Consider the following 24393-nt stretch of genomic DNA (forward strand, 5'->3'; position numbering starts at 1 on the left):
CCTGCTCCGGCAGAACGTTTTTATTTAACAAGGAAACGCTCTAAGCGTCCGACGTCATGACGGTGATCTCGCCATTGCGTTTGATCTTCACAGCAGAAAGTCGTCGCGTCATGAAGGCGCCGGTATCGACATTCAGTCGGTTGGCGACCATCGCGACATTGCGCACCGGCGTATGCCCGTGGACCGTCAGAAACGGATTTGCCAGAGAAGGCGCTCCCTGTTGGCTTGGTCGGATCCAGAGGAGATTTTTGTCCTCCTGCTGTTCGAGAGGAACGTCGTTTAAAAGTCCGGCGTGAACGAAACAAATGTCGGGCACCGAAATGAGAGAAGGAAGGCCGGCGGCAAAGGCGATGTGATGAGGCGGAATGGCCTGCTGTACCGCCGCACGCAGCTGCCGATTGTCGTCCGGAAGCCATCGGATGCCGTAGGACTGCAAGGTTTCCACCCCACCGAATTCAAGCCAGCGGTGATCCCGATACGGATTTCGGATGAAATCCAGCATGGATTCTTCATGGTTTCCGGCAAGACAAAAACGCTTGATGCCATTTGGCTGGCTCGTGCTCAACTCTTCAATAACGGAGGAGGATTTCGGTCCGCGATCGACATAGTCACCGAGCATGATGATCCACTTTTCACCTGCCTCCTGCGCCGCGTCTGCCTTTATCTTCTCTTGTAAAATATGAAGAAGGTCGAGGCAGCCGTGAACATCGCCGACAGCGTAGATAACCTCCGGTCTTTCGGAAAAGAAGAGCTTCTGGCGCATGGCGGGACCAATTGATCTGGAGAAGACGAAAGCTGGAGCATCGATTCCTGGCTCATTAGTCAACGTCGCACGGAATGACGAAGCCTTCTATATGCAAAGCCTCATAGCCTCGCCAGATGCCAAATCCATACTCAAGGTATTTCGTCCCCGTCGTTTGGCCACGTAGAGAGCCCTATCCGCGAACTCAACCATGTGGTTGAACGAGACATCTGGATCTTCGGAGCAGCCGACGAGGACGCCGATGCTGACAGTCACGATACCAAGCCCATCGGGGCGGCTGGGATGCGGGATTTGTAGATCTGCGACAGCTTGAAGAATAGCTTGTGCTGCGCTTGTGGCGCTTCTCTCGCTTGCATCACGCAAAACGACGCTGAATTCTTCTCCTCCGAACCGCGCGCAGAAAGCACCATCGAGCGCATTCGTGGCATTCGCCAAAGCCGCGGAGACCTGCTGCAGACATGCGTCCCCGGCGGGATGGCCGAGAGTGTCGTTATAGAATTTGAAATGATCGACATCGATCATCATCAACCCGATCGATTGCGAACTGGAGAGCCAAGTTTCTACCTGTTCCGACAAGTGGCGGCGGTTGGGAAGCCGGGTCAAGGCGTCAGTTCTTGAAAGGTCCTGATATTGCTTTCGTGCGGCATCGGCATCTTCCGCGAGCAGAGTTGCCTCCAGGGCCGTAAGGTAGTCCGTACAGCGACGTCGTTCGAGACGATAATTGGCGTAGATGGCAAACGCGCAGGCAGTTGTGATCTGAATGCTGAATGCCACCATCAAAGAAGTATCGAGGTTGTCCTTGGTGACCACAGCGAGGAGGCTCAACGCCAGCGCCGAGGACGTGAAGAGTATCGCATGCGGAAATCGCAAGGCCAGCAACATATTGGCAAAAATGATGGTGAGCGGGAGTTCGCCGAAGGTGAATAAACCCATCTCGAAGCCGGTCATCCAGAAGAGGAATACGGGCACGATGTAAGCATTTATGACACCAAACGTGATGAGCCGCTCTGTCCATGCAGGGGGTGTGCGACTGATCACCCAGAGCAGAGCGATAGAGACCGGGGTCACGAGGCCGATACGGAGGAGAACGGACATCAAGAAGATGTCGCTGAGCAAAATATAGCTCGAAACGTTGTAGACGTTATAGAACGCAAGACCAACGAGAACGGCGGATCGCAAGTCGATGATGCGTCCTGCGCTCTCCTCATGATCATATCGAGCCTGTACCGGCGGAGCGAAGCGCAATAAAAAATCGAGTATCGGACGGTCACCCAAATCATAGTGCTGCCGGATTAAGGTCTGATCCACACCAATTTCCAGTTCTTGCCAATGCTTCACGATTGCCGGCAGAGGGCCGTTGAACTGGAACGTTATATTGAATAAGTTTAGAACATCATAAACGCCGGAAATATGCGCAATGTTCGAGCACAGATTTTACCGTCCATCGCTTGCGCCGTTTCGAAGACGCTGCGCTTCGCCAAGCTTTGGAGCAACCGAAAGGTCGTAAGCAGAGCGTCAACGCGCCAGAGATGGCAGCCCTTCCCGTTCTCGGATAAGATCAATCAGATGACGTAGCCCTGGATGGTTCTGTCTTCGGCTGGGATAATACATGTGGAAGCCGGCACCGGTGGACGACCATTCCGGCAAAACAATCTCCAGCCGCCCGTCGCGTAGCTCTGCCTCGGCGCGCCGTTTCAAGACATAGCCGAGACCCAGACCATCGACGGCGGCATCGATGGTTGTCTGGGTGTCGCTGATGGTGCAGTTACCTGGAACATCGATTCTCATCATCGTCTCGCCATTGCCGAGCTCCCATCGGAACGCGGAATTATCGCCAAGGAGGAGGCGCAGGCAGGAATGCTGAATGAGGTCTTCAGGCTTTTCCGGTCGGTTATACCTATCGAGGTAAGAAGGGGCGCCGACGATAACCCATTCCAAGGGTTCGGTAAGTGCGACTGCAATCATGTCTTCCGGAACGGTGTCCCCATATCGGATGCCGGCATCAAAACCTTCAGCCACCATATCCACGGGCCGATTTTCCACGACGACTGTAAAGCGGATATCCGGCAAGAGCCGACGGAAATCTGGAAGCACGGGGCTCACCAGGAGCCGGCTCGCGTCAGCAGGGATGTTCAGGCGGAACTCACCGAACGCCCCGGCATGCCCATCATCCATCTCGGACAAAGCGGAGCCGATCTCGTCAAACCCTGCCTCTAGGCGCGCAGCGAAGCGCAGTCCCGCAGGGGTGGGAGCAACGCTGCGGCTCGTGCGATTGAGAAGCTTCGTCCCCAAGCGATCTTCCAGTCGGCGGATCGCGTGGCTGAGGGCAGAGGCGGTGATCCCGAGCTCGATTGCAGCGGCCTTGAAACTGCGACGCCGCACGACAATGGAGAAGGCGACGAGGTCCGGAAGCTCAGATCGCAGAAAGGGCGGCATGGATGATTTCCGTTCAGTGCACCGTTGAATCAGGTGCAAGCATAAGAACTTGCTTCTATGCTCACAAGACCTAGGGTTGGGTCAACCGAAGCGTGCGGAGGAGCAACCATGTGGCAAGAATTGAAAATCCCGGATCTCAGCGACAGAGCCGTTCTTGTGACAGGAGCATCGACGGGCATCGGTGCAGCAGTGGCCAAGGCGCTGGCCGCGCAAGGCGCACGGGTCGCCGTCCACTACAATGAAAGCGCCGCGGCTGCCGAGGCAGTCCTTACCGAGATTAGCCAGGCGGGCGGCGAAGCTATCCTTGTTCAAGGTGACGTGTCCCAGCCGGGGGTGAGCGAACGCGTGGTCGAAACCGCCGCTGAAAAGCTCGGAGGGCTTGACGGACTTATCAATAATGCCGGCGGTATGCTCGGTCGCGTGCCGACGGCGGATATGGACGACGCTCATTACGCTCGTGTGATGGACCTCAACGCCCGATCGGTGCTGGCCGCGACAAAGGCGGCCGTGCCATTGCTGAAGCGGCGGCAGGGTTTCGTCATCAACACGACCTCAATTGCAGCGCGGAATGGCGGTGGTAACGGCGCAATCCTCTACGCTGCCGCCAAGGGCTTCGTCTCGACGATCACCCGCGGCCACGCAAAGGAGTTCGTCGGCGATGGTATCCGCGTTAATGCCGTTGCACCCGGTATCATCTCAACGCCTTTTCATGATCGCTACACAAGCGCTGAGATGCTTGACGCCCAGCGGCAGAGCGTTCCGATGGCCCGTGTCGGTACACCGGATGAATGTGTGGGCGCCTATCTCTTTCTCGCCTCGCCACTTCTGTCTGGCTACATCACCGGGCAAATTCTTGAAGTCAACGGCGGACAGCTCATGCCGTGACGGCGGATTAGGCACCTTGGCATCGTCCAATCTTTGACATCCCGCATCGTCGATTGGCTTTCTGCCGAAGTTTACGATTTATCAACGGAGCATATTCATGACCATTCAGACACGTCGTCTTGGCCGTACCGGCTGGAACATCTCGGAAATCGGTTTCGGCGCCTGGGCCATCGGCGGCTCGTGGGGAGACGTGGACGAAGCTGATGCCAAGGCCAGCGTCCATGCCGCGCTTGATGCCGGAATGACCTTCATCGACACGGCGGATGTCTATGGTGACGGTCGCTCCGAGCGCATCATCCGCGACGTCTTGAAGGAGCGCGGTGGTGAGCGCCCGATCGTTGCCACCAAGGCAGGGCGCAGGCTCAACCCGCATGTGGCCGATGGATATACTAAGGTCAATCTCGAGGCCTTTGTTGATCGAAGCCTGTCGAACCTTGGCGTCGAGGCCCTTGATCTCGTCCAGCTTCATTGCCCTCCGACAGAGGTCTACTATCGTCCGGAAGTGTTCGGTGCCATGGACGACCTCATTGCGGCAGGCAAGATCCGCTTCTATGGCGTATCTGTCGAGAAGGTGGAGGAAGCGCTGAAGGCGGTCGCGTTTGCAAACGTCTCGACCGTGCAGATCATCTTCAACATGTTTCGTCACCGTCCCGCCGACCTCTTCTTCTCCGAAGCTAAGCGGCGCGATGTCGGCGTCATCGTGCGCGTGCCTCTGGCAAGCGGAATGCTAACAGGGAAAATGGGCAAGGACTCAACCTTCGCCGCCGACGATCATCGAAACTTCAATCGACATGGTGAGGCATTCGATGTTGGCGAGACCTTCTCCGGCGTCCCTTATGACGTTGCGCTTGAGGCGGTCGAAGAGCTGCGAGCGCTCATTCCTGGTAATGCCACTATGGCGCAATTTGCGCTGCGTTGGATCCTGATGGAAGAGGCCGTCTCGGTTGTCATTCCCGGTGCAAAGAATCGCGATCAAGCAACCTCGAACGCGGACGCGAGCCGTGTGCCGGCGATTCCTTCAGTGGTTATGGATCAGGTGCGGGCGCTTTACCGCGACAAAATCGCGCCGCATGTCCATCAGCGATGGTAGGTATAGCGCAGAGCGTCGTGGTCGTTTCACCTACGACGCTCTACAAACCAAAGTTATGTATGCCTCTATCTCTTGAGACCAAAGTAACTCGTATCTCGAGATATTCGTCCTTTCGCCCGTTCTGACCCTAAAATGGTCCACATTCTACAAGGTACTGTTGATGTTGCTCAGGAAGCAAGGGAGGAAGGACATGCCGCTACAAAACCGTGTCGATCCATTCGGGGATATCCTCGACCTGCCAATGCGAGGCCTCTTTACTGGCAATCGCGGCATCATTCATGACCCGGCCTCAAGGACACTGACGACCAAGCGCTGGGCTTCGAAGTCCTGGTTGATTTGCAGTTGTAGCTATAAGGATATCCGGCGCGATGTCATGGCGTCGCGAAGCTGGACGGAGCTGTTCTTTCTGGATGAGGCGACCGCACTGGCTGCCGGCCACAGACCCTGCTTTCAATGCCGACGTGAAGAGGCTAGCAAGTTCGTCGCTGCCTGGGTCGAAGGTAACGGTTTTCCGGCGAACTCCATTCGCGATATCGATACAACGCTGCACCGGGAACGGCTGCAGATGAAGCGCAAGCGTGTCAATGTCCTTCTCACGCCTGTCGACGAGCTGCCGGACGGCACAATGACAGCGGCCGAAGGCGAGGCCTATCTCGTGGCTGGAGGTAAAACCTATCGCTGGCGCCCCGAAGGATACCGTCAGACGTCTACTATGCCCTTCATCGACGGGCTGTTGACGCCGCCATCCACGCTAAAGGCTCTGGAGGCAGGCTATAAGCCCGTGCTCCATCCGTCCCTTGAAACTGCTGATCTGGATGCTGTCTGACGATGAATGATCTCTTTGCCGGTATCGAGCCTCAGCAGACGTCTCGGCAGGATATGGCAGATGGTGCAGTGCTTATGCGTGGCCGTGCTCTCGCAGGCGCTGACCAACTGATTGCCGATATCCATCGCATCTCATCATCGGCTCCCTTCCGGCACATGGTTACCCCCGGCGGTTTTTCCATGTCCGTTGCGATGACCAACTGTGGCACATATGGGTGGGTGACGGATCGGCGTGGTTATCGCTATGAACGGCAGGATCCTTTGACAGGCCATGACTGGAGCCCCATGCCGGAAAGCTTTCTGTCGCTTGCATTGGAGACCGCCACCGAGGCGGGCTATGCCGATTTCATGCCGAATGCCTGCCTAATCAATCGCTATGAACCAGGCGCGAAGATGTCGCTGCATCAGGACAAGGACGAGAAGGACTTTACCCGCCCAATCGTGTCCGTGTCGCTCGGTCTGCCTGTTGCCTTTCAGTTCGGCGGATCAACGCGCACCGACCCCGTTACGAAGTATCCATTGCAACATGGGGATGTGGTCGTGTGGGGAGGGCCCTCGCGGCTCTTTTATCACGGTGTGCTGACGTTGAAGGACGGCATCCATGAGAAAGCGGGTCGCTTCCGTTACAATCTCACTTTCCGCCACGCGAAGGTTGGATGAAACGTTGTGCAGGTTCAGCCACGCACTTGAACAGGACCGCCAAAAGAAACGACTTTAACGACTGTGTTAACTCTAAAAATGATCTCCGCCCTTTCCTGAAGTCGCGTTTACCTCTCGTTTCGTCATTGCTGTGTAGCGTGAAAGCACAACACGAGATCGGGAAACGACCATGGGTGCAATGCTCAAAGCGAACAGGGCTTACGATACAAATCGCCAGATCGAGTTTAACAGCAAGCTCACCGCTGCCCATGCGCGTATCGAGAAAAGGTTTCTCGACGGCGGCGCAGTGCTTGTGTCGGTCATGGAAATGCTCAACGATCTGATCGGTATTCTCGATGGCATCACTGGAACGATGGACCAGGGCAAGACCGAAGAGACGGTCGCCGGTCTGCGCAGGACGATGACGGATCTGGGGCACTTGCCGGAAATCGAGCGTGATCGCAAATCAGGTTTCGAAGCGCTGACCACCATGTGCTCTTCGACCCGCGGTCATATCGACGATATTCATGAGACCATCCGCTATCTGAAGACCTTCGCTGTGACGGTTAAAATTGCAGGTGCGGGCCTTGCCGAGTTCTCCGGCTTTGCCGATGAAATTCGCGAACGCATTCAATCCGGTGCGGATGAGGTCGGTCGCTTTGGTGCCAATCTCGAGGCGATGCGTCTGCAACTGTCAGATGCCCGCTCATTCTCATCGAAGACGCTCACCGACTTCGGCTCGATCATTCCGCCAATCATCAACGGTTTGACGGAAAACTCCGCTCGCATCGTTGCCCAGCATCGAGAAATGGCGGAGATCGCCGGACAGGTCAAAAAGATCGCGCAAGGGGTGCAGGGCAAGATCGGTTCTGTCCTCTCCAATCTGCAGATCGGCGACATAACAAGACAGCGCATCGAGCATATTCAGAGCATTCTCCAACTGCTGGAAGAATTCGTTGCCTCGCCGGACGGTGAAGCGCTGACCGAGACTGAGCATGAGGTTCTGCGCGAAGCGGTACTGCAACTCGTCAGCGCGCAAATGGATGAAACGGCTGCGGATTTCCAGCGCGATTGCAGCAAGATTTTCACCAGCATTTCCAGCTTCGCCGATGATGCGGCGCGCATTCTCTCACTTCGCGATGAACTGATCGACCGCAGCTCCAATGGTGACAAAAACGTCCTGGCGCTGATGGAAAAAGACATCGTCGAGGCCTGCAAGCTGGCGGAACGTGTTCAGGGAAGCAGCGGCGACGCGGACAAGGTCGTGTTTTCCGTGGCCGAAAGCGCCAAGGAACTGCTTCGCGGCATCGAGGTTTTGCGTTCGATCAAGATCGACATCCATTACATGGCGCTCAACTCCAACCTGCGCTGCTCGAAGCTTGGCGAGGCTGGACGTTCCGTCAACGTCGTCAGCGGCGAAATGCGGATCTTTGCTGGCAAGCTCGAGACGCCGGCGGATGCCATCGTCGAGGATCTGCGTGGCGTGGAAGTTGCCACACAGGCTCTGGTAGAGCAGGGGCAGGGGCTTTCGAAGAACTTCAGTGCGCCGCTCAATGAGGCCCTGGATTCGATCCGCAATGCCAAATCTCAGATGGAGCAGGGTACGCAGGCACTGGCAGAAGAAGGGCAAGCCGTCTTCAGCCGCATCAGTGCCGTGGTCACCACACTCGATTTCGAGAGCGAATTGGGGGCCACCTTCAACGATTGCTGCAACATCGCGGCCCAGTTGTCGGAGGGGTTTGAGGCTGATGTATCGGGTTTCGCCGACAAGATTGAAGGCTTTTCGTCACGCGTCTACAAGCTCTACACCATGGCGCATGAGCGCGATATCCACGTGCGGTACCTGCCTGCCAAGAGCGCAAGCGCACAGGCGGCTGCCGCGCCTTCTGCGGCGGCAGACGATGACGACCTGTTTGCAGATGCGCTGTTCTGACCGCTGAGAGCACGCCTAACAGACATGCAAATGCCGTAGAGTTCGCTCTGCGGCTTTTTGCTTTTGTCGCATACGCACGCAAGTGTTGAATTAGCAAAGCGGGTCCACGCATTTTGGGGTTGCAAAAGCGCGCCGGATGTCCGATCCATCCGGCACTGTGTTCCTGATCGGGGACGCGTTTCGTTTTGCTCGACATTCCGTTGACCGATTGCGCTGCAACGGGCGGGCATCGATAGCCAGTGGTGAATGAGAATGACGGGTTCTTTGGAGGCTAGGCCGCTTTTTGGCATCAGTCTTGCGGCTATGGGCTATGCCTGCTTTGCCATGCAGGATGCGTTGGTGAAATACCTTGTCGCAACCTACTATGTCCCGCAAATCCTTTTTGTCCGCAGTGTCGTGATCGTTTCCATCACCGGAACGCTCGCTTATTTTTACCGCCATCCATCCATTTTGAAGAGTAAACATCGTGGCACGCTGGCGCTGCGAGCCACACTGATGCTGATTGCGTGGATGCTGTTCTACAGTTCGTCGCTCTATCTTGGTCTGGCGGAATTGACGACGCTCTATTTCTCCGCGCCGATCATGGTCGTCGTCCTTTCCATCTTTGTTTTGAAGGAAAAGGTCGGGGTCGGGCGATGGATTGCATGCGCCTTCGGTTTCGTCGGCGTGATAATTGCAGCCAATCCGACTCATTCGCCGAACTGGCTTCCGGCCCTTCTGTGCATCGTTGCTGGGTTCTGCTGGGCCTGGAGCACGATTCTGGTCCGTATCGTCAGCAAGAGCGAAACGACGCTGACGCAGATGTATGCAACGAGCGCGCTGTTTGGTATCGCCTGCGCACTGGCGCTACCCTGGCTGTGGAAGAGCCCGGACATGCAGGGATGGGCGCTGATGATCGGCGTCGGTCTCATCTCCACGCTCGGTCAGTTTCTTCTGTACGAAGGATTCCGACACGCGGAAGCCTCGTCGCTTGCCTCGGTGGAATATACCGGACTGATCTGGGCGTTTCTCTACGGCTATCTCATATGGTCGGAAATCCCGGCTGCCAACGTCTTCATCGGCGCTATCCTGATCGTCAGCGCCAGCCTAGTACTGGTGGGTTGGGAACGGCGGCGGATGGCGCGAACACCCAAAGAGCGTATTCTTTAAGCGTCGCCGCCCCCTTTGACACGTCTGCGCCGTGCATGCTTTCGCTGTCAAACCTCCTCCTTACGGGAACATCCGCGCCGTCGCGACGTTTGCGAGAGCCTGTAAAAGGAGACTCTCATGGCAGTTGTTTATCATGTCGCTCAACATGACGGTGGTTTCGCTTATCGTGTCGAGGATGTCTGGTCCGAGACTTTTCCAGATCATGACACGGCGCTGGAAGCTGCGCGGGATGCAGCGCGCCGACAGCAGATCGGTGGAGACGAAGTGGAAATTTCCTACCAGCTTGCCGACGGACGTTGGCAGTCGCAGCATGTAAAGGGTGGTGACCGTCCAGAAACGGATGTCGTCGACGATACTGCAGATCGATAAGATGACGCCAGCGCCCATCATCGTCACGGCACACGTCGCACCGGGCGATATGGCGTATTTCGAACAGCTGAGGCGGAAGCATTTTCCGCCCCACCGCAATTTCTTAAACGCCCACATCACCATGTTTCATCATCTGCCCGGACGGGTCTTCGATGACGCGCTTAGTGTCGCTGGAGAGACTGCGCGGGAAAACAACCCCTTCGCGGCAGAGGTGTCGGCCGTTCGACATCTGGGAGGCGGTGTTGCGTTCGAGATCAAAAGCCCCGAACTAGAAATCTTGCGCGCCGATCTTTTTAAAGGCTTTGGTTCGTGGCCCGGCCCTCAGGATCGACAGAAATTCAAGCCGCACATCACCGTGCAGAACAAGGTCGAGAAGGCGCTGGCGGATCGTCTCTACGATGACCTGCGGGCTGGTTTCCAACCGCGCCAGATCATGATCCTTGGAATTGACCTTTGGGACTATCTTGGTGGACCATGGGAACACCGCGCTTTTTTGTCGTTTCCGAAATAAGGTGGTGCTTTCCATCTGCTGCCGACCAACCTTAAGGTGATGCCTGTCGCAATGCTTCTAACGCTTTCTGATGTCAGTAAATCTTATCGCACGGCAGAGGGGACGGTCGCCGTTCTACGTGGCATCGACCTGTCTGTCGATGCCGCGCAAAGTGTGGCGCTGACGGGTGAATCGGGCAGCGGCAAGAGCACGCTTCTTCATCTTGCCGGCGGGCTGGATCGCGCCGATGCCGGCTCGATCATTGTCAATGGTGAAGACATTACCGCGTTGGATGAGGCGGGACGCGCTCGCTACAGGCGCGACACTGTCGGCCTTGTGTTTCAGCAGTTTAATCTCATTCCTTCGCTCAGCGTTGCAGATAATATTGCCTTTCATGCGAAGCTAGCCGACCGCTACGATGCTGCTTGGACAGGTGAACTTGCCGAGAACCTGGGCCTCGGAGCGCTGCTCAATCGCTATCCTGAGCAGTTGTCGGGCGGGCAGCAGCAGCGTGTCGCTATCGCCCGGACGCTGGCGGCGCGCCCGGCGCTTGTCCTTGCCGATGAGCCGACAGGCAATCTCGATGAAACCACCAGCGAAGTGGTGCTCGACCTGATGATCTCGCTGAGCCGAAGTGCGGGCTTGGCACTGCTGCTCGTCACCCATTCCAACCGCATGGCCGCCAAACTCGACCGGCAGGTGGTGCTGCGCGGCGGGAAGATCGTCGCATGATCGTGACCATATTCCGCGCGCAGCTTTCGCATTGGCGCTACCGCCCGCTGCAGCTTTTGACGCTCGTGCTCGGCATCGGTCTTGCAACCGCGCTCTGGTCCGGCGTTCAGGCTATCAATGCGGAGGCAAGGGCAAGCTATGCACGCTCGGCCTCGATCATCGAGCAAGGCAGTCTCTCCCGCCTTGTTGCCACAGACGGAAACTTGATTGCGCCAGGCGATTTCGGTGCTCTTCGTAGAGCTGGGTGGAATGTGTCTCCTGTCATCGAGGGTGATTATCGCTTCGACACGACAAGAATACGTTTGATCGGGGTGGACCCGCTGACGATGACGGGTGGAGGCGGGCCAGTCCAGATCGCCAGTTCATCCGATCTTGTGGACTTCATGGGAGATCAGGGGCTGCTGGTCGTGTCACGCGCGACGGCAGCGCGGCTTGAAGGGCAGACCAAAATCCCCTTGAAGATCTCGCCCGATGTGCCGGACGACGCAGCCTTCGTCGATATCGGATTGGCGGACAGGCTGTTGAGGCGAGACGGTCGGTTAAGCCGTATCGTGATGGCGCAGGAACAACGATCCAACCTGCCGGATGTGCAGACGATTGTGCCGGCGCTTCACGTCCAGCCTGCCCAAGACCGAGCAGACATGGCTCGCCTGACCGATAGCTTCCACCTAAACCTCACTGCCTTCGGTTTTCTTGCTTTCATCGTCGGTCTCTTTATCGTCTACTCGGCAACAGGCTTATCTTTCGAACAGCGGCGAGCCAGTTTTCGTACCATCCGCGGGCTTGGTGTTTCGCTGCCCATGCTGACGGCGCTGCTACTGGCGGAGATCATGGTTCTTGCGTTTTTGGCCGGCCTGATCGGTGTCGCGCTCGGCTACGTCATCGCCTCGGCACTCCTTCCAAGTGTTTCATCGACACTCCGCGGTCTTTACGGTGCATCCGTTCCGGGAAGTCTTCAGCTGCGTCCGGAGTGGTGGGCCACGGGAATGGGCATGGCGCTTCTTGGTACCCTACTGTCCTCGATGCAAAGCCTTTGGAGGCTGCGCCACATGCCGCTGCTTGCGTCTTCGCAGCCGCAAGCTTGGGGCGTTTCATCGGCCCGTGCGCTCCGCTTCCAGGCCCTTGCAGGTGTCGGCCTTCTTTTCATCGCGGTGATGGCCGGACTGCTTGGCAAGGGCCTCGCTAGCGGCTTCACGGTGCTCGGGGCATTGCTTTTAGGCGCGGCGCTGCTGCTACCGGCCTTTCTATCCAACGTGCTGACATGGGCGCAACGCCGTGCCAAGGCGGCGTTAAGCGTGTGGTTCTGGGCCGATACGCGTCTGCAATTGCCCGGTCTGTCTCTTGCTCTGATGGCGCTGCTTCTGGCGCTTTCGGCCAATATCGGCGTCGGGACAATGGTGTCGAGCTTCAGGATGACCTTTATCGGTTGGCTCGACCAGCGCCTTGTCGCTGAGCTTTACGTCACCGCCAGGAACGACGAAGAGGCCGCTCGTCTCCGAGCATGGTTGCCGCAGCATGCTGATGCGGTCCTCCCGATCTTCAGCGCGCAGGGCGAGGTGAAGGGCAAGCCTGTACAGATTTCCGGCGTTGCCGACCACACTACCTACCGCGATCACTGGCCGCTGCTGTCGCAGGAGCCTGGGGCCTGGGACGCAGTTGCGAGGGGAAGCGGTGTGCTCATCAATGAGCAGCTTTGGCGCGCAGAGAATTTGAAACTTGGAGAGCCCGTAAGCCTCGTGAACGGCTGGACCGTTCGTATCGTTGGCGTTTACTCCGACTACGGCAACCCACGCGGCCAGATCATGGTCGGTGCCGACGCCTTGACGGCGCATTATCCTGACGCCTCCCGCCTGCGTTATGGCATACGCGTCGATCCTAGACGTGCTTCTGAGTTAAAGAGGCAGATGGTGGCAGAGCTTGGATTGCCCGACGGCAATATTGTCGACCAGGCGGCGATCAAGCGCCAGTCTCGGGCCGTCTTCGAGCAAACCTTTACTGTCACGGCGGCCCTCAACATATTGACGCTTGGCGTTGCGGGTTTTGCCATGTTCGCCAGCCTTCTCACCCTTTCCGCAGCGAGACTGCCACAGCTTGCACCGGTCTGGGCCATGGGGATCAGGCGGCGCCAGCTGGCGCTCTTCGAAGTGTGGCGAACCCTGGCTCTCTGGTTCATCACCTTCATCTTGGCTATTCCCGTCGGCCTTGCCCTGGCATGGGTGCTGCTGGCGGTCGTCAATGTCGAGGCCTTCGGCTGGAAGCTTCCGATGATGATCTTTCCGCTGGAGTGGCTGCGCCTCGGTGTCATTGCGCTCATCGCCGCACTTCTTTCCATCGTGTTGCCCGTCCGCCGTCTGGCTTTCCTCGACCCGGCCGATCTTCTCAGAGTGTTTGCCAATGAGCGGTAGACTGTTCCTCCACGTCTTACTTCTAGGCCTTGGCCTGTTGCAGCCACTCGCAGCTTCCGCGCAAGGCTTTGCGGGGTTGGGTTCTGATGCTGAGGGCTTTGCCATTCCAAAGCGTGGGGTGGCCTTGAACTTTCCCAGAGATCATGGCGCACATCCGGATTACCGCATCGAGTGGTGGTACGTGACGGCCAATCTCACGACCGAGGACGGTCGTGCTCTAGGAGCGCAATGGACGCTCTTTCGTTCCGCCCTTGCGCCAACCGACAAGCAAGGCTGGTCCAGTTCGCAGATCTGGATCGGCCATGCAGCGGTGACTACCGCGGAAAAACACTACGTTGCCGAACGGCTGGGCCGCGGCGGCGTCGGCCAAGCAGGCGTCGAGATTTCCCCCTTTCACGCCTGGATCGACGATTGGCAGATGACCAGCCGCTCAGAAAATCCCGGCGAGGCATTGGATCATCTGACTTTAAACGCAAATGGCACGAATTTCTCCTATCGCCTCCAATTGGATGCCAACGGACCTCTCGCGCTCCAGGGAGACCGTGGTTTTTCAGTTAAGTCGCTGGCGGGGCAGGCGAGCTACTATTACTCCCAGCCCTTCTATCAGATTACAGGCAGCGTCGAACTGGATGGCCAGCCGATTAAGGTCAGCGGGCGTGCGTGGCTCGATCGTGAGTGGTCATCCCAGCCTCTTGCCGCGGATCAGACCGGCTGGGACTGGTTCTCGCTTCATCTGGCATCGGGCGAAAAGGTCATGGCGTTTCGACTACGCGACCGCAAGGGTGGCTACACGTCCGCCAACTGGATTTCTGCCGATGGCAAGACTGCGCCGATCTCTTCCGATGACGTTATTCTTGAACCGCTGCGAAGCACGGTGGTGAATGGCCGCACTATTCCGGTGGCGTGGCGGGTGAGGATTCCGGGCAAAGGTCTTGATATTACGACACGTCCGCTCAACGATCAGTCCTGGATGGCCACATCCACACCCTATTGGGAGGGACCCATCTCGTTCGAGGGCAGTAGCAGGGGCGTAGGTTATCTGGAGATGACGGGCTATTGATAGCCAAGCCTATGCAGAGCATTGTCTCTTCGATAGAGAGGAAGCGTGTTCTATAACATGATCTCGACGCTAAAGCGTCCTGATGCCATAGGAGCGGCTGTCGCGCAGGCGGTGGTCGAACAAGCGTGCGAATAGAGACTTCCGAGGCAAGTGCCTTTCCCACCGTCAATCTTTTCGATGACATACACCGCTCGACCTTCGACTACTTCTGGTCTGGTGTTCACCCCGACACAGGCTTGCCGTTCGATCGACTGAGTGCTGACGGAACACCCATCAACGACATCGTTTCGATCTCGGGCGCGGGCTTCGGCCTCATGGCCATTCTCGTCGGCGCGGAGCAGGGATGGATTGGTCGTGGACAAGCGCTCGAACGTGCTGCGCTTGTTCTCCAGTCACTCTTTTCCGTCGAGCGTTTTCACGGAGCGCTGCCGCATTTCATTCATGCACAGACGCTGACGATCCTTCCCTTCAGCCGGAGAGACGATGGCGCCGATCTGGTGGAAACGTCCCTGTTGCTGCAGGGCCTCATCTGTGCCCGGGAGTTCTTCGCAGAGCAGACGCCAGCCGAAACGTCCTTCCGGGCGTCGGCGGATCAGCTCATTCAAGGCGTGGAGTGGTCCTGGTTTACCCGCAAAAAGGACGGGCCACTTTACTGGCACTGGAGCCCGAAGCACCGTTGGGCGCGCAATGTGCCAATCACTGGCTGGAACGAAGCGCTGATTAGTTACGTGCTAGCAGCTGGTGCAGAACACCACGCTATCAAGCCAGAGAGCTATCATGCCGGATGGGCAAGACACGGCGAAATGGCGAATGGTAACACCTATCTCGGAACGGTATTGCCACTGGGCGAACCGTTTGGTGGCCCGCTTTTCCTGTCACAATATTCGTTTTGTGGCCTCAATCCTTTTGGGCTTCGCGACCGCTACTGCGATTATGCTGAACAGGTGAGGGCTCACGCCCGGATCAATCATGATTACTGCAAGGCGCAGCTTGGGGCCGATGCACCTTGGGGCATGACGGCCTGTGATGGTCCGAAGGGATATCGCGCCTTTTCTCCGACCGTCGATGGCGGCATTCTTGCACCGACAGCCGCACTTTCAAGTTTTGCTTTCCTGCCGGATGAAGCGCAAAGGGCGCTGGAAATCTTCGCCTCTCATGCCCACCGGAAGCTGTTGGGGCGATATGGTTTCGTCGATTCATTCTCACCCGCCACCGGGTGGACGGCGCGCACGCATCTGGCGACCAATCAGGGTCCGATCGTGGCGATGATGGAAAACCATCGCTCTGGTCTTCTTTGGCGATTGTTCATGCGCGCACCGGAGGTTCAACGTGGACTTGACCGTCTGGGTTTTGAGCGCCCAAAATCGGAACCTTGAGCGACGTCTCAGTCTTCGATGAAAACGTCGTCGCCTGCGTGTAGAGTACCGGTCTCGACCACATCGCAATAAACGCCAAGGCATCTGTGGTTCGCGCGCAAGATCGTTCTCAAGACATCCGGCTGCTCGGGCAGTTCCGGTTGCGGGATCAAAGTCATGCCGCAGCGCTTGGTCTTTTCAATCACGATGGCCCGGATGTTGCCGATGTGCAGGATGGCGCCGATCCAGCCATCCTCTGGAAACGCCTCGCTCACAGAAGAGCCAAAAAAAATCGACGGCCTGAAACGCCTGCGATCTGCCTCGCCTGATGCCAGTCGGTCTTCGATCTGTTTGATCGACGCCACGGAAAGAAGGTGAAGCGGGCTCGCCTGATAGGCCCTGCCGATGACCGGTAGCCTCGGTTCGAGCTCTTCTGCCATATCGGGGTACTTTCCAAGAGAAACACCGAAACCGAAATGCGCCGATAGTCTTGCTGGTAGATGCTGATCGTCGACGGTCAGTTCATCCCCATCGGGAAAGCGAAGCCAGGTTTTGCCTGTTTCATCCGTTCGGCTTGAGAGCAGAAGGGCAGGGCGCCAGCGAGCGTCCTTTTCCGGCGTGGCGAGCGCGCCAGTGCTCGCCTCAAAAAGCCCGAAGCAACGATCGCCGGCGATGCCTCTTTCATGCAGGGTTACGGTTTCACACCTTTCGCCGCCAGTCGAGCTGACGGGATAACGCCAGATTTCCTGGATGTGGCCGACTTTATTCATGCTGCGAATTCCAACGGTTGATCAGACTACTTTCCTTATCACAGGAAGTCTCATCAAGCCGTGAGGCGCTCGTGCAGGTCGATTTTCGTCAAGTCCTTGATGATCGATACGGCAACGACTTCTCCTATCTCCGCGGCACTGGTGATACCCTGGATAAAGGGATGCTTGTGCAGAAGGTATGGGATGGCCGCGCAATAGAGCGCCGTATGAAGAGCCCCGCCTGAGATCACGCGATAGTCTTCATCCACATCGATGCCACCGAGGTGAGCAAACTCTCGGTCTCCGCCATCGGAAAAAGCATTGCTTTCCAGTACCGTCGGAGCCTGTCGGACGACATCGCCGCTTATCAGGCTGGGGAAGGGAATGTCCTTGGCCGAATGCGCACTTTGGCCCGTTGCATCGATGAAGGTGTCGAACTCCAGGGTCTTATCTCCCATCTTTACTATCACGCCCCTGCGCCCTGGTGTGGTTGCGATCTCGTAGTCGTTTCCAAGTTTCTGGATCGACAGCACGCCAGCATTGCGAAGTGCTAGCAGACGCTCGATGGAAAGATGCGGGACCGTCGCATATTCATCAATGAAAATGCTTTTGAAGGACTTTCCGAAACGCTTGAAGTCCTTCATGTCCAGGTGCGGCACGATCCTGGCAATGATCTCGTGGGTGATCATGATCGCGTTGCGCCAGGGCACGGTTATCTCTTGAGCCATATTGCTCTTTGCCTCAGCCAGATTGAGCGCTGCCCAGGCAAAGGGGTCGGTTCCGGATCGGTATGCATAATAGGCTTCGGCAAAGCTATCGACGTCGAGTTCCGACAATCCGATCTGCATCGCATAATCTGGATCGCGGAGCGAAAGCTCCTGACGGAAAAGTTCGAATGCCGCATCCAGAAGGCCGGTTGGTCCTTCGGCAATCAGCGCATCAATGGCGTCTTCCGTGCAGATGCTCGGCGTTTCGTAAGGAATAGGAAAATAGAAGTCGGCCTCTGGGAGCAGACCTTTTCGCGACATCAGCGTTGCGTGAAAATCGCCAGCCTCGCTTGCTGGCTTGTAGGTAAGTGCACCCGCCTCGTCATAGATGAAGGAGCCGTTTGACGTCGAGACAGTCATCAAGGCGTCGATGGCGCTGAGCGACGTTCCGAGAATGCCGAGGCTGCCGCCGCGAATGCCTTCCAGTGCGGTGGCGGGCCAAGGAGAGACGAAGTAACCGGGCTTCTTCTCGGTCGTTTCAGGCCAATCATGGCCGGTTGCCATCACCACGTGGCCGAAGGCGCTTCCCAGTTTCTCGGCATTCTCTGTCTTTACCTGAATAGCGCCCGGACCGACGACGATATCGCAGACGCGGTGGCCAGGCTTTACCGTGACGATGTGTCCTCTTTCTCCCGCGGTGTTGAGGAGAAACTGAAACTGTGTATGGAAGTAATCTCCCAGCATGACCCGTGGATAGAACTGGCGCTCGTTGATCTCGCTTTTGACGATGCCGAAGCGTTGCAGGTAAGCATCTGGTTGCTGCTTCAGCCAATCCGTCAGCGTCTCGCCTATCAACGGAATTTCGATGCTCGGAATATTGCAGAGCATCACAGGATCGTTGATACCCGGCAGATAGGGCGTGCCCTTTCCTGCTTCGCTCTCTGCCTCGTAGATGGTGATGTCAAGCGGGGTGGGGGATTCGATCAGGGTCTTCAGCGTGTAGATGCCGGTTGGACCCGATCCAATAATGCATATTCTGTTTTTCACGAAGATCCCGCCCAATCCGGATAATGATGGTGATGATGTTAAAGATCAGGATCAGGATGTTGTTCCAAACTCTTTTTTAAGTGTCCGCTAACGGACAGAGTTGGTGTTTCGCTCCGGGGAATGCGCGGTTTTTTCTCGGAACGAAACAGCGCCGGGCTCATTTCCTTCGCGTCAGCAACGATAAAACAGGAGGAAGTACCAATGGTATCTGCAGAGAACATTCGCGAGCATATGGAAGTCAAAGCCGCTGATGGCAGCCATGTCGGCACCGTCGACCACCTGGAAGGCCAGAGCCGCATCAAGCTCACCAAGAACGACGCCGACGACGGCAAGCATCATCTCATTCCGCTTGACTGGGTCGATCACGTCGACTCCCACGTTCACCTCAGCAAGTCCGCATCGGACGTGCGACAGAACTGGGAAACACTCAACTGATTGAGTCATATCCAACCACGAAAAATGCGGCCTCTGAGCCGCATTTTTCTTTACTCGCTTTCATGTGCTCCCCGCCATCAGGCGGCTCGTTCCAGGCCTGGCGCTTCAACGCCTGTCCGCTCGACATATTCTGTGTATCCGCCATCATATTGATGGATTCCATCCGGCGTCAGCTCGAGAACGCGGTTGGAAAGGGCGCCGAGGAAATGGCGGTCGTGCGATACGAAGAGCATCGTGCCTTCATATTCCGAAAGCGCCTTGATCAGCATTTCCTTTGTGTCGAGATCCAGGTGGTTGGTCGGTTCGTCGAGGACGAGGAAGTTCGGCGGATCGAACAGCATCGCGGCCATCACCAGGCGGGCTTTCTCGCCGCCCGAGAGTACGCGGCACTTCTTCTCCACATCATCGCCGGTAAAACCGAAGCAGCCGCTCAGCGCGCGAAGCGGTGCCTGACCGGCCTTAGGGAAGCGCTGTTCCAGCCACTGCAAAATCGTGGCGTCACCGTCCAGAAGATCCATGGAGTGCTGTGCGAAATAGCCGAGCTTGACGCTGGCCCCGATCGTGACGATGCCGGCATCCGGTTCGGCGCTGCCGGTGACCAGTTTCAGCAGGGTAGATTTGCCGGCACCGTTTACACCCATCAGGCACCAGCGTTCCTTGCGACGGATCATGAAGTCCAGACCGTCATAGATTGTGCGGCTGCCATAGGCCTTCTTGACCTTCTTGAGCGACACCACATCTTCCCCGGAGCGCGGTGCGGGAAGAAATTCGAAGGCGACCGACTGGCGACGACGGGGCGGCTCGACGCGTTCGATCTTGTCCAGCTTCTTCACCCGGCTTTGCACCTGGGCTGCATGCGACGCGCGTGCCTTGAAGCGTTCGATGAACTTCAGTTCCTTGGCAAGCATCGCCTGCTGACGTTCGAACTGTGCCTGCTGCTGCTTTTCGTTCTGAGCCCGTTGCTGCTCGTAAAAGCCGTAATCGCCCGAATAGGTTGTCAGCGAGCCGCCATCGATTTCGATGATCTTGTTGACGATGCGGTTCATGAACTCCCGGTCGTGCGAAGTCATCAGCAGCGCGCCGTCATAGGTCTTGAGGAAATTCTCAAGCCAGATCAGGCTTTCGATATCAAGATGGTTGCTCGGTTCGTCGAGCAGCATGACGTCGGGGCGCATCAACAGGATGCGGGCGAGTGCCACACGCATCTTCCAGCCGCCCGAAAGCTTGCCGACATCGCCGTCCATCATTTCCTGGCTGAAGCTGAGGCCCGCCAGCACTTCGCGCGCGCGGCCCTCCAGCGAATAGCCATCAAGCTCCTCATAGCGGGCCTGGACCTCGCCGTAACGCTCGATGATCTCGTCCATCTGATCGAGTTGATCAGGGTCTACCATACGGGCTTCGAGTTCACGAAGCTCTGCGGCAATGACGCTGACGGGGCCAGCGCCTTCCATGGCTTCCGCAACAGCACTTCGGCCCGCCATCTCACCGACATCCTGATTGAAATAGCCGATGGTGATGTTCTTCTCAGCGGCAACCTGGCCTTCGTCGGGAAGTTCCTCGCCCGTGATCATACGAAAGAGCGTGGTTTTGCCTGCGCCGTTCGGCCCTACCAGACCGACTTTTTCGCCGCGATTGAGTGCCGCGGACGCCTCGATATAGAGAATGCGGTGGCTGGCGGACTTGCTGATATTTTCAATGCGGATCATGGGAAGCGGACCAAATTGTCGGAAGGTTGCGCCCCTATGCCACGGACCGCCTGCGGTGTCATCCGTTGAATGGCGAAGGTGGCCATTAACAGGTGCCGAACTGGCCGGAAACGGAAAAAGCGGCCGCTTGCAGGGGCCGCTTTTTCGTCTTCCCGCCTTGGGAGGCTCTTATGCCTGTGGCTGTTTGGTCTTGCGCAGATAAGGAAGGACCGTGTCGAAGGACCCAAAGCGCTTCACCGCATCTTCATTGGAGACTGCTGCGGTAATGATCACATCGTCACCCTGCTTCCAGTTGGCGGGCGTTGCCACCTGATGCTTTGCCGTCAACTGGATGGAGTCGATCGTGCGCAGGATTTCATCGAAGTTGCGGCCGGTGGTCATCGGATAGGTGAGGATCAGCTTGATCTTCTTGTCGGGGCCGATGACATAGACGGAGCGCACGGTGGCGTTATCAGCCGGTGTACGTCCCTCAGAACTGCTGCCTGCATCCTCAGGCAGCATGTCATAGAGCTTCGCGACCTTTAGCTCCTTGTCGCCGATCAACGGATATTCAACGTTGAAACCGGTGGCGGTCTTGATGTCCTGCTTCCACTGCGCATGGCTCTCCACCGGATCGACGGAAATGCCGATGACCTTGACATTGCGCTTCTTGAATTCTTCATCGAGACCAGCCATGGCACCGAGTTCGGTGGTGCAGACAGGCGTGAAATTCTTGGGGTGAGAGAAGAGGACGGCCCAGCTATCGCCGATCCAGTCATGAAAGCTGATCTGGCCCTGGGTCGTGTCGGCGGTAAAATCCGGTGCGGTCTGGTTGATGCGCAATGTCATTGTCTGCTCCCATTCACATGCTGACGGAATAGTGCCGCGAAAGCCGCCACGTGTCGCCGCAGATTTGTGCTTGCCGAAGAGCTTCAAAGGAAAATGAGTCTGAATTCGGAGTATCAGCGCAAAATTTATCCTCAGGCAGAGCGATGGCCGAACGGCTTGTTCGGCCATCGTGCAGTAGTTGAGGTTACGAGATGACCGGATCGAGAGAGCCGGATGCATAACGCTTTGCCATGTCGCGCAGGGCGATCGGCTTGATCTTGGTTGCTTGACCCGCGGTATTGAACAGTTCGAAGCGCTCCTTGCAGAGCTTGGTCATGGCTTCGCGCGCTGGCTTGAGGTATTTGCGCAGATCGAATTCAGCAGGCTCTTCGACGAGGACCTTACGGATCTGGCCGGTGATCGCCATACGGCAATCAGTGTCGATGTTGATCTTGCGAACGCCGTTCTTGATGCCGCGCTGGATTTCTTCGATCGGTACGCCGAAGGTTGGCTTGATCGCCCCACCATAAGCATTGATGATGTCCTGAAGATCCTGCGGAACCGTCGAGGAACCATGCATCACGAGATGCGTGTTTGGCAGCTTGCGGTGGATTTCCTCGATGACATTCATCGCCAGAACGCTGCCGTCAGGCTTGCGCGTGAACTTGTACGCACCGTGGCTGGTGCCCATGGCGACGGCCAGAGCGTCCACCTTGGTCTCGCGCACGAATTTTACCGCTTCATCGGGATCGGTCAGAAGCTGGTCGTGCGAAAGGACGCCTTCTGCTCCGTGGCCGTCTTCGGCCTCACCCATGCCGGTTTCGAGAGAGCCGAGAACACCGAGTTCGCCTTCGACCGAGATGCCGCCATAATGGGCCATGTTGGTGACCTGGCGCGTCACGCCGACATTGTAATCCCAATCGCCAGGCGTCTTGCCATCAGCCTTCAGCGAGCCGTCCATCATCACCGAGGTGAAGCCAGCCTGGATGGCCGTCATACAGTTGGCAGGCTCGTTGCCGTGGTCGAGGTGAACGCAGACGGGGATGTCGGGATAGATTTCCACCACGGCGTCCATCATGTGCTTGAGCATGATGTCATGCGCATAAGCACGAGCGCCGCGCGAAGCCTGCATGATGACCGGCGAATTGGTTTCGCTGGCAGCATCCATGATGGCCAGCGCCTGTTCCATGTTGTTGATGTTGAAGGCGGGCACGCCATAATCGTGTTCAGCTGCATGATCGAGCAGTTGGCGGAGCGTAATTCGAGCCAAGGTTTCTCCCCTTAATTGAGGTCGCCGTCGATTGCGGGGACCATTTGAACCGAGTGTGTGACCGATTTTTCATCACGGAAAACACTCTTGTCTTGAAGGACATAACTCGCCAAGCACTTTTTAGCGGCACGAGTTTTTCAAACGATTTGGATCGAATCTTTTTTTGGGATCGTCCGTCAAACTGCTGCTTCGGTCATCGTTTTCAACTTAAGCGAGAATCGAATCGCCTCTTTCAATAAGCGAATTCAAAAGAAATTAACCTGTCGTAGTTGAGCGAAAACCCGTCGCTTTCTGCGCAGGCTGTCGGCAGTCTTCACGCCATCATCCCCCCAAGCTTGCAAAAGACAAGAAACGAGCCTGGTGCCAGCGGCGCACTTGCGCTTTCATAGATGCCGCCAACAAAGGGAACAGATATGAACAAACTTCTTGCATCGACCTGTCTGGTATTTGGACTGCTGGGCGGCGCTGCCGCCGCCAACGCTGCCGAGTGCGGTAGCCCGACCATTGCCAGCATGAATTGGCAAAGCGCTGAAGTGCTCTCCAACATCGACAGGATCATCCTGAACGAGGGTTATGGCTGCAGCGCGGAAATCACCGTCGGCGACACCGTTCCCACCATCACCTCCATGGCCGAAAAGGGCCAGCCTGATATCGCACCGGAAGCATGGGTGGATCTGCTTCCAGATGTGGTCAAGCGAGGTGTCGACGAAGGCAAGCTCGTTGTTGCGGCGAAGGCTCTGAAGGACGGCGGCGTTCAGAGCTGGTGGATCCCGAAATATTTCGCGGATGCGCATCCTGAAATCAAGACATTCGCTGACGTCTTCAAGAACCCGAAGCTGTTCCCAGACCCTGAAGATCCGAGCAAGGGCGCTGTTGTCAACGGCCCACAGGGCTGGGGTGGCACGGTCGTCACTGCGCAGCTCTTCAAAGCCTATAGCGGCGAAAAGGCTGGCTTCGTGCTCGTCGATAGCGGCTCGGCGGCCGGTCTCGACGGTTCCATTGCCAAGGCGTACGAGCGCAAGCAGCCTTGGGTCGGTTACTACTGGGCCCCTACCGCTATCCTCGGCAAGTATGAGATGGTGAAGTTGACGCAGGACGTGCCGAACGATCCGGTGGAATGGAAGCGCTGCAACACCGTTGCCGATTGCCCCGATCCCAAGCCAAACGCTTGGCCGGTAGACCAGGTCGTGACGCTTGTCGCCAAGCCCTTCTCCGAGAAGGCCGGCCCGGACGTGATGGCCTATCTCAACAAGCGCTCCTGGGACAACGCCACCGTCAACAAGCTGATGGCGTGGATGACCGACAACCAGGCAACTGGCGAAGACGGTGCCAAGCATTTCCTCAAGGAAAATGCCGACGTCTGGACGACCTGGGTGTCGCCAGAAGCGGCCAAGAAGATCAAGGCGTCTCTCTAACTACTCCCCCGCGCCACGCCGTTCTCTTCAAGAGCGCGCGGCACGCGAAACGACATGCGGCGCCCATCTGCCGCATGTCAACGCCGTGGGTGACGATACGTCACTGTTCGACCGTTCCCCGAAGGG

At 57.2% G+C, this 24393-nt stretch carries 22 protein-coding genes; 14 read left to right on the forward strand and 8 right to left on the reverse strand.

Features of this window, described 5'->3' with window-relative positions; genetic code table 11:
- Positions 1-40 precede the first annotated feature (40 nt).
- The 3 genes from WKI41_RS01285 to WKI41_RS01295 all read right to left on the reverse strand — a co-directional run bounded on the left by WKI41_RS01285 (position 41) and on the right by WKI41_RS01295 (position 3199).
- Positions 41-763, reverse strand: coding sequence for a metallophosphoesterase (locus tag WKI41_RS01285; RefSeq protein ID WP_340191726.1), 723 nt, complete (start codon positions 761-763; stop codon positions 41-43).
- Between the two features lie 87 nt (positions 764-850).
- Positions 851-2071, reverse strand: coding sequence for a GGDEF domain-containing protein (locus WKI41_RS01290; RefSeq protein WP_340191727.1), 1221 nt, complete (start codon positions 2069-2071; stop codon positions 851-853).
- A 207-nt stretch (positions 2072-2278) separates the two neighbouring features.
- Entirely contained in the window at positions 2279-3199 is a 921-nt protein-coding gene (locus WKI41_RS01295) for a LysR family transcriptional regulator (protein WP_340191728.1), read from the reverse strand.
- A gap of 108 nt (positions 3200-3307) precedes the next feature.
- Between WKI41_RS01295 and WKI41_RS01300 the strand changes: the two genes are divergently transcribed.
- The 12 genes from WKI41_RS01300 to WKI41_RS01355 all read left to right on the forward strand — a co-directional run bounded on the left by WKI41_RS01300 (position 3308) and on the right by WKI41_RS01355 (position 16152).
- Positions 3308-4084: an SDR family NAD(P)-dependent oxidoreductase gene (locus WKI41_RS01300; protein WP_340191729.1), complete on the forward strand. Its 777-nt coding sequence runs from the start codon at positions 3308-3310 to the stop codon at positions 4082-4084.
- A 103-nt stretch (positions 4085-4187) separates the two neighbouring features.
- Entirely contained in the window at positions 4188-5174 is a 987-nt protein-coding gene (locus WKI41_RS01305; protein WP_425340978.1) for an aldo/keto reductase, read from the forward strand.
- A gap of 190 nt (positions 5175-5364) precedes the next feature.
- Positions 5365-6000 carry a hypothetical protein gene (locus tag WKI41_RS01310; RefSeq protein WP_340191731.1) on the forward strand — a complete coding sequence of 212 codons (636 nt, stop codon included), beginning with the start codon at positions 5365-5367 and terminating at the stop codon, positions 5998-6000.
- Between the two features lie 2 nt (positions 6001-6002).
- Entirely contained in the window at positions 6003-6659 is a 657-nt protein-coding gene (alkB, locus tag WKI41_RS01315; protein ID WP_340191732.1) for a DNA oxidative demethylase AlkB, read from the forward strand.
- A gap of 169 nt (positions 6660-6828) precedes the next feature.
- Positions 6829-8571 carry a methyl-accepting chemotaxis protein gene (locus WKI41_RS01320; protein WP_340191733.1) on the forward strand — a complete coding sequence of 581 codons (1743 nt, stop codon included), beginning with the start codon at positions 6829-6831 and terminating at the stop codon, positions 8569-8571.
- A 252-nt stretch (positions 8572-8823) separates the two neighbouring features.
- Entirely contained in the window at positions 8824-9720 is an 897-nt protein-coding gene (locus WKI41_RS01325) for a DMT family transporter (protein WP_340191734.1), read from the forward strand.
- Between the two features lie 117 nt (positions 9721-9837).
- Positions 9838-10089 carry a DUF2188 domain-containing protein gene (locus WKI41_RS01330; RefSeq protein ID WP_340191735.1) on the forward strand — a complete coding sequence of 84 codons (252 nt, stop codon included), beginning with the start codon at positions 9838-9840 and terminating at the stop codon, positions 10087-10089.
- A 1-nt stretch (position 10090) separates the two neighbouring features.
- The gene (locus tag WKI41_RS01335) at positions 10091-10600 is read left to right on the forward strand and encodes a 2'-5' RNA ligase family protein (RefSeq protein ID WP_340191736.1); all 510 of its coding nucleotides are present in this window, start codon (positions 10091-10093) and stop codon (positions 10598-10600) included.
- Positions 10601-10651: 51 nt separating this feature from the next.
- Complete coding sequence (locus tag WKI41_RS01340) at positions 10652-11311, forward strand: ABC transporter ATP-binding protein (protein ID WP_340191737.1); 660 nt, start codon at positions 10652-10654, stop codon at positions 11309-11311.
- Positions 11308-13716: an ABC transporter permease gene (locus WKI41_RS01345; protein ID WP_340191738.1), complete on the forward strand. Its 2409-nt coding sequence runs from the start codon at positions 11308-11310 to the stop codon at positions 13714-13716. Before WKI41_RS01340 ends, WKI41_RS01345 begins: the two co-directional genes overlap by 4 nt.
- The gene (locus WKI41_RS01350; RefSeq protein ID WP_340191739.1) at positions 13706-14776 is read left to right on the forward strand and encodes a lipocalin-like domain-containing protein; all 1071 of its coding nucleotides are present in this window, start codon (positions 13706-13708) and stop codon (positions 14774-14776) included. Before WKI41_RS01345 ends, WKI41_RS01350 begins: the two co-directional genes overlap by 11 nt.
- Positions 14777-14901: 125 nt before the next feature.
- Entirely contained in the window at positions 14902-16152 is a 1251-nt protein-coding gene (locus tag WKI41_RS01355; protein ID WP_340191740.1) for a glucoamylase family protein, read from the forward strand.
- Between the two features lie 8 nt (positions 16153-16160).
- Here the strand turns inward: WKI41_RS01355 and WKI41_RS01360 are convergent, their stop codons facing one another.
- Positions 16161-16901 (reverse strand): MOSC domain-containing protein, encoded by a 741-nt coding sequence (locus WKI41_RS01360; RefSeq protein WP_340191741.1) that lies wholly within the window; start codon positions 16899-16901, stop codon positions 16161-16163.
- A 53-nt stretch (positions 16902-16954) separates the two neighbouring features.
- Positions 16955-18634, reverse strand: a complete 1680-nt coding sequence (locus WKI41_RS01365) for an FAD/NAD(P)-binding protein (RefSeq protein WP_340191742.1) — start codon at positions 18632-18634, stop codon at positions 16955-16957.
- A 201-nt stretch (positions 18635-18835) separates the two neighbouring features.
- On the opposite strand from WKI41_RS01365, the gene WKI41_RS01370 reads away from it, so the two are divergent.
- Positions 18836-19069 (forward strand): DUF2171 domain-containing protein, encoded by a 234-nt coding sequence (locus tag WKI41_RS01370; protein ID WP_340191743.1) that lies wholly within the window; start codon positions 18836-18838, stop codon positions 19067-19069.
- 77 nt (positions 19070-19146) lie between these two features.
- Here the strand turns inward: WKI41_RS01370 and WKI41_RS01375 are convergent, their stop codons facing one another.
- The 3 genes from WKI41_RS01375 to fba form a co-directional block, all read right to left on the reverse strand.
- The gene (locus WKI41_RS01375) at positions 19147-20775 is read right to left on the reverse strand and encodes an ABC-F family ATP-binding cassette domain-containing protein (protein WP_340191744.1); all 1629 of its coding nucleotides are present in this window, start codon (positions 20773-20775) and stop codon (positions 19147-19149) included.
- A 168-nt stretch (positions 20776-20943) separates the two neighbouring features.
- Positions 20944-21603, reverse strand: a complete 660-nt coding sequence (locus WKI41_RS01380) for a peroxiredoxin (RefSeq protein WP_340191745.1) — start codon at positions 21601-21603, stop codon at positions 20944-20946.
- Between the two features lie 184 nt (positions 21604-21787).
- Positions 21788-22852, reverse strand: a complete 1065-nt coding sequence (gene fba / locus WKI41_RS01385) for a class II fructose-bisphosphate aldolase (protein ID WP_340191746.1) — start codon at positions 22850-22852, stop codon at positions 21788-21790.
- Between the two features lie 413 nt (positions 22853-23265).
- Here fba and WKI41_RS01390 point away from each other — a divergent pair, with 413 nt between their 5' ends.
- Entirely contained in the window at positions 23266-24267 is a 1002-nt protein-coding gene (locus WKI41_RS01390; RefSeq protein WP_340191747.1) for an ABC transporter substrate-binding protein, read from the forward strand.
- Positions 24268-24393: the final 126 nt, after the last annotated feature.

Source organism: Agrobacterium larrymoorei, from assembly GCF_037722385.1.
Taxonomy (GTDB): domain Bacteria; phylum Pseudomonadota; class Alphaproteobacteria; order Rhizobiales; family Rhizobiaceae; genus Agrobacterium; species Agrobacterium larrymoorei_C.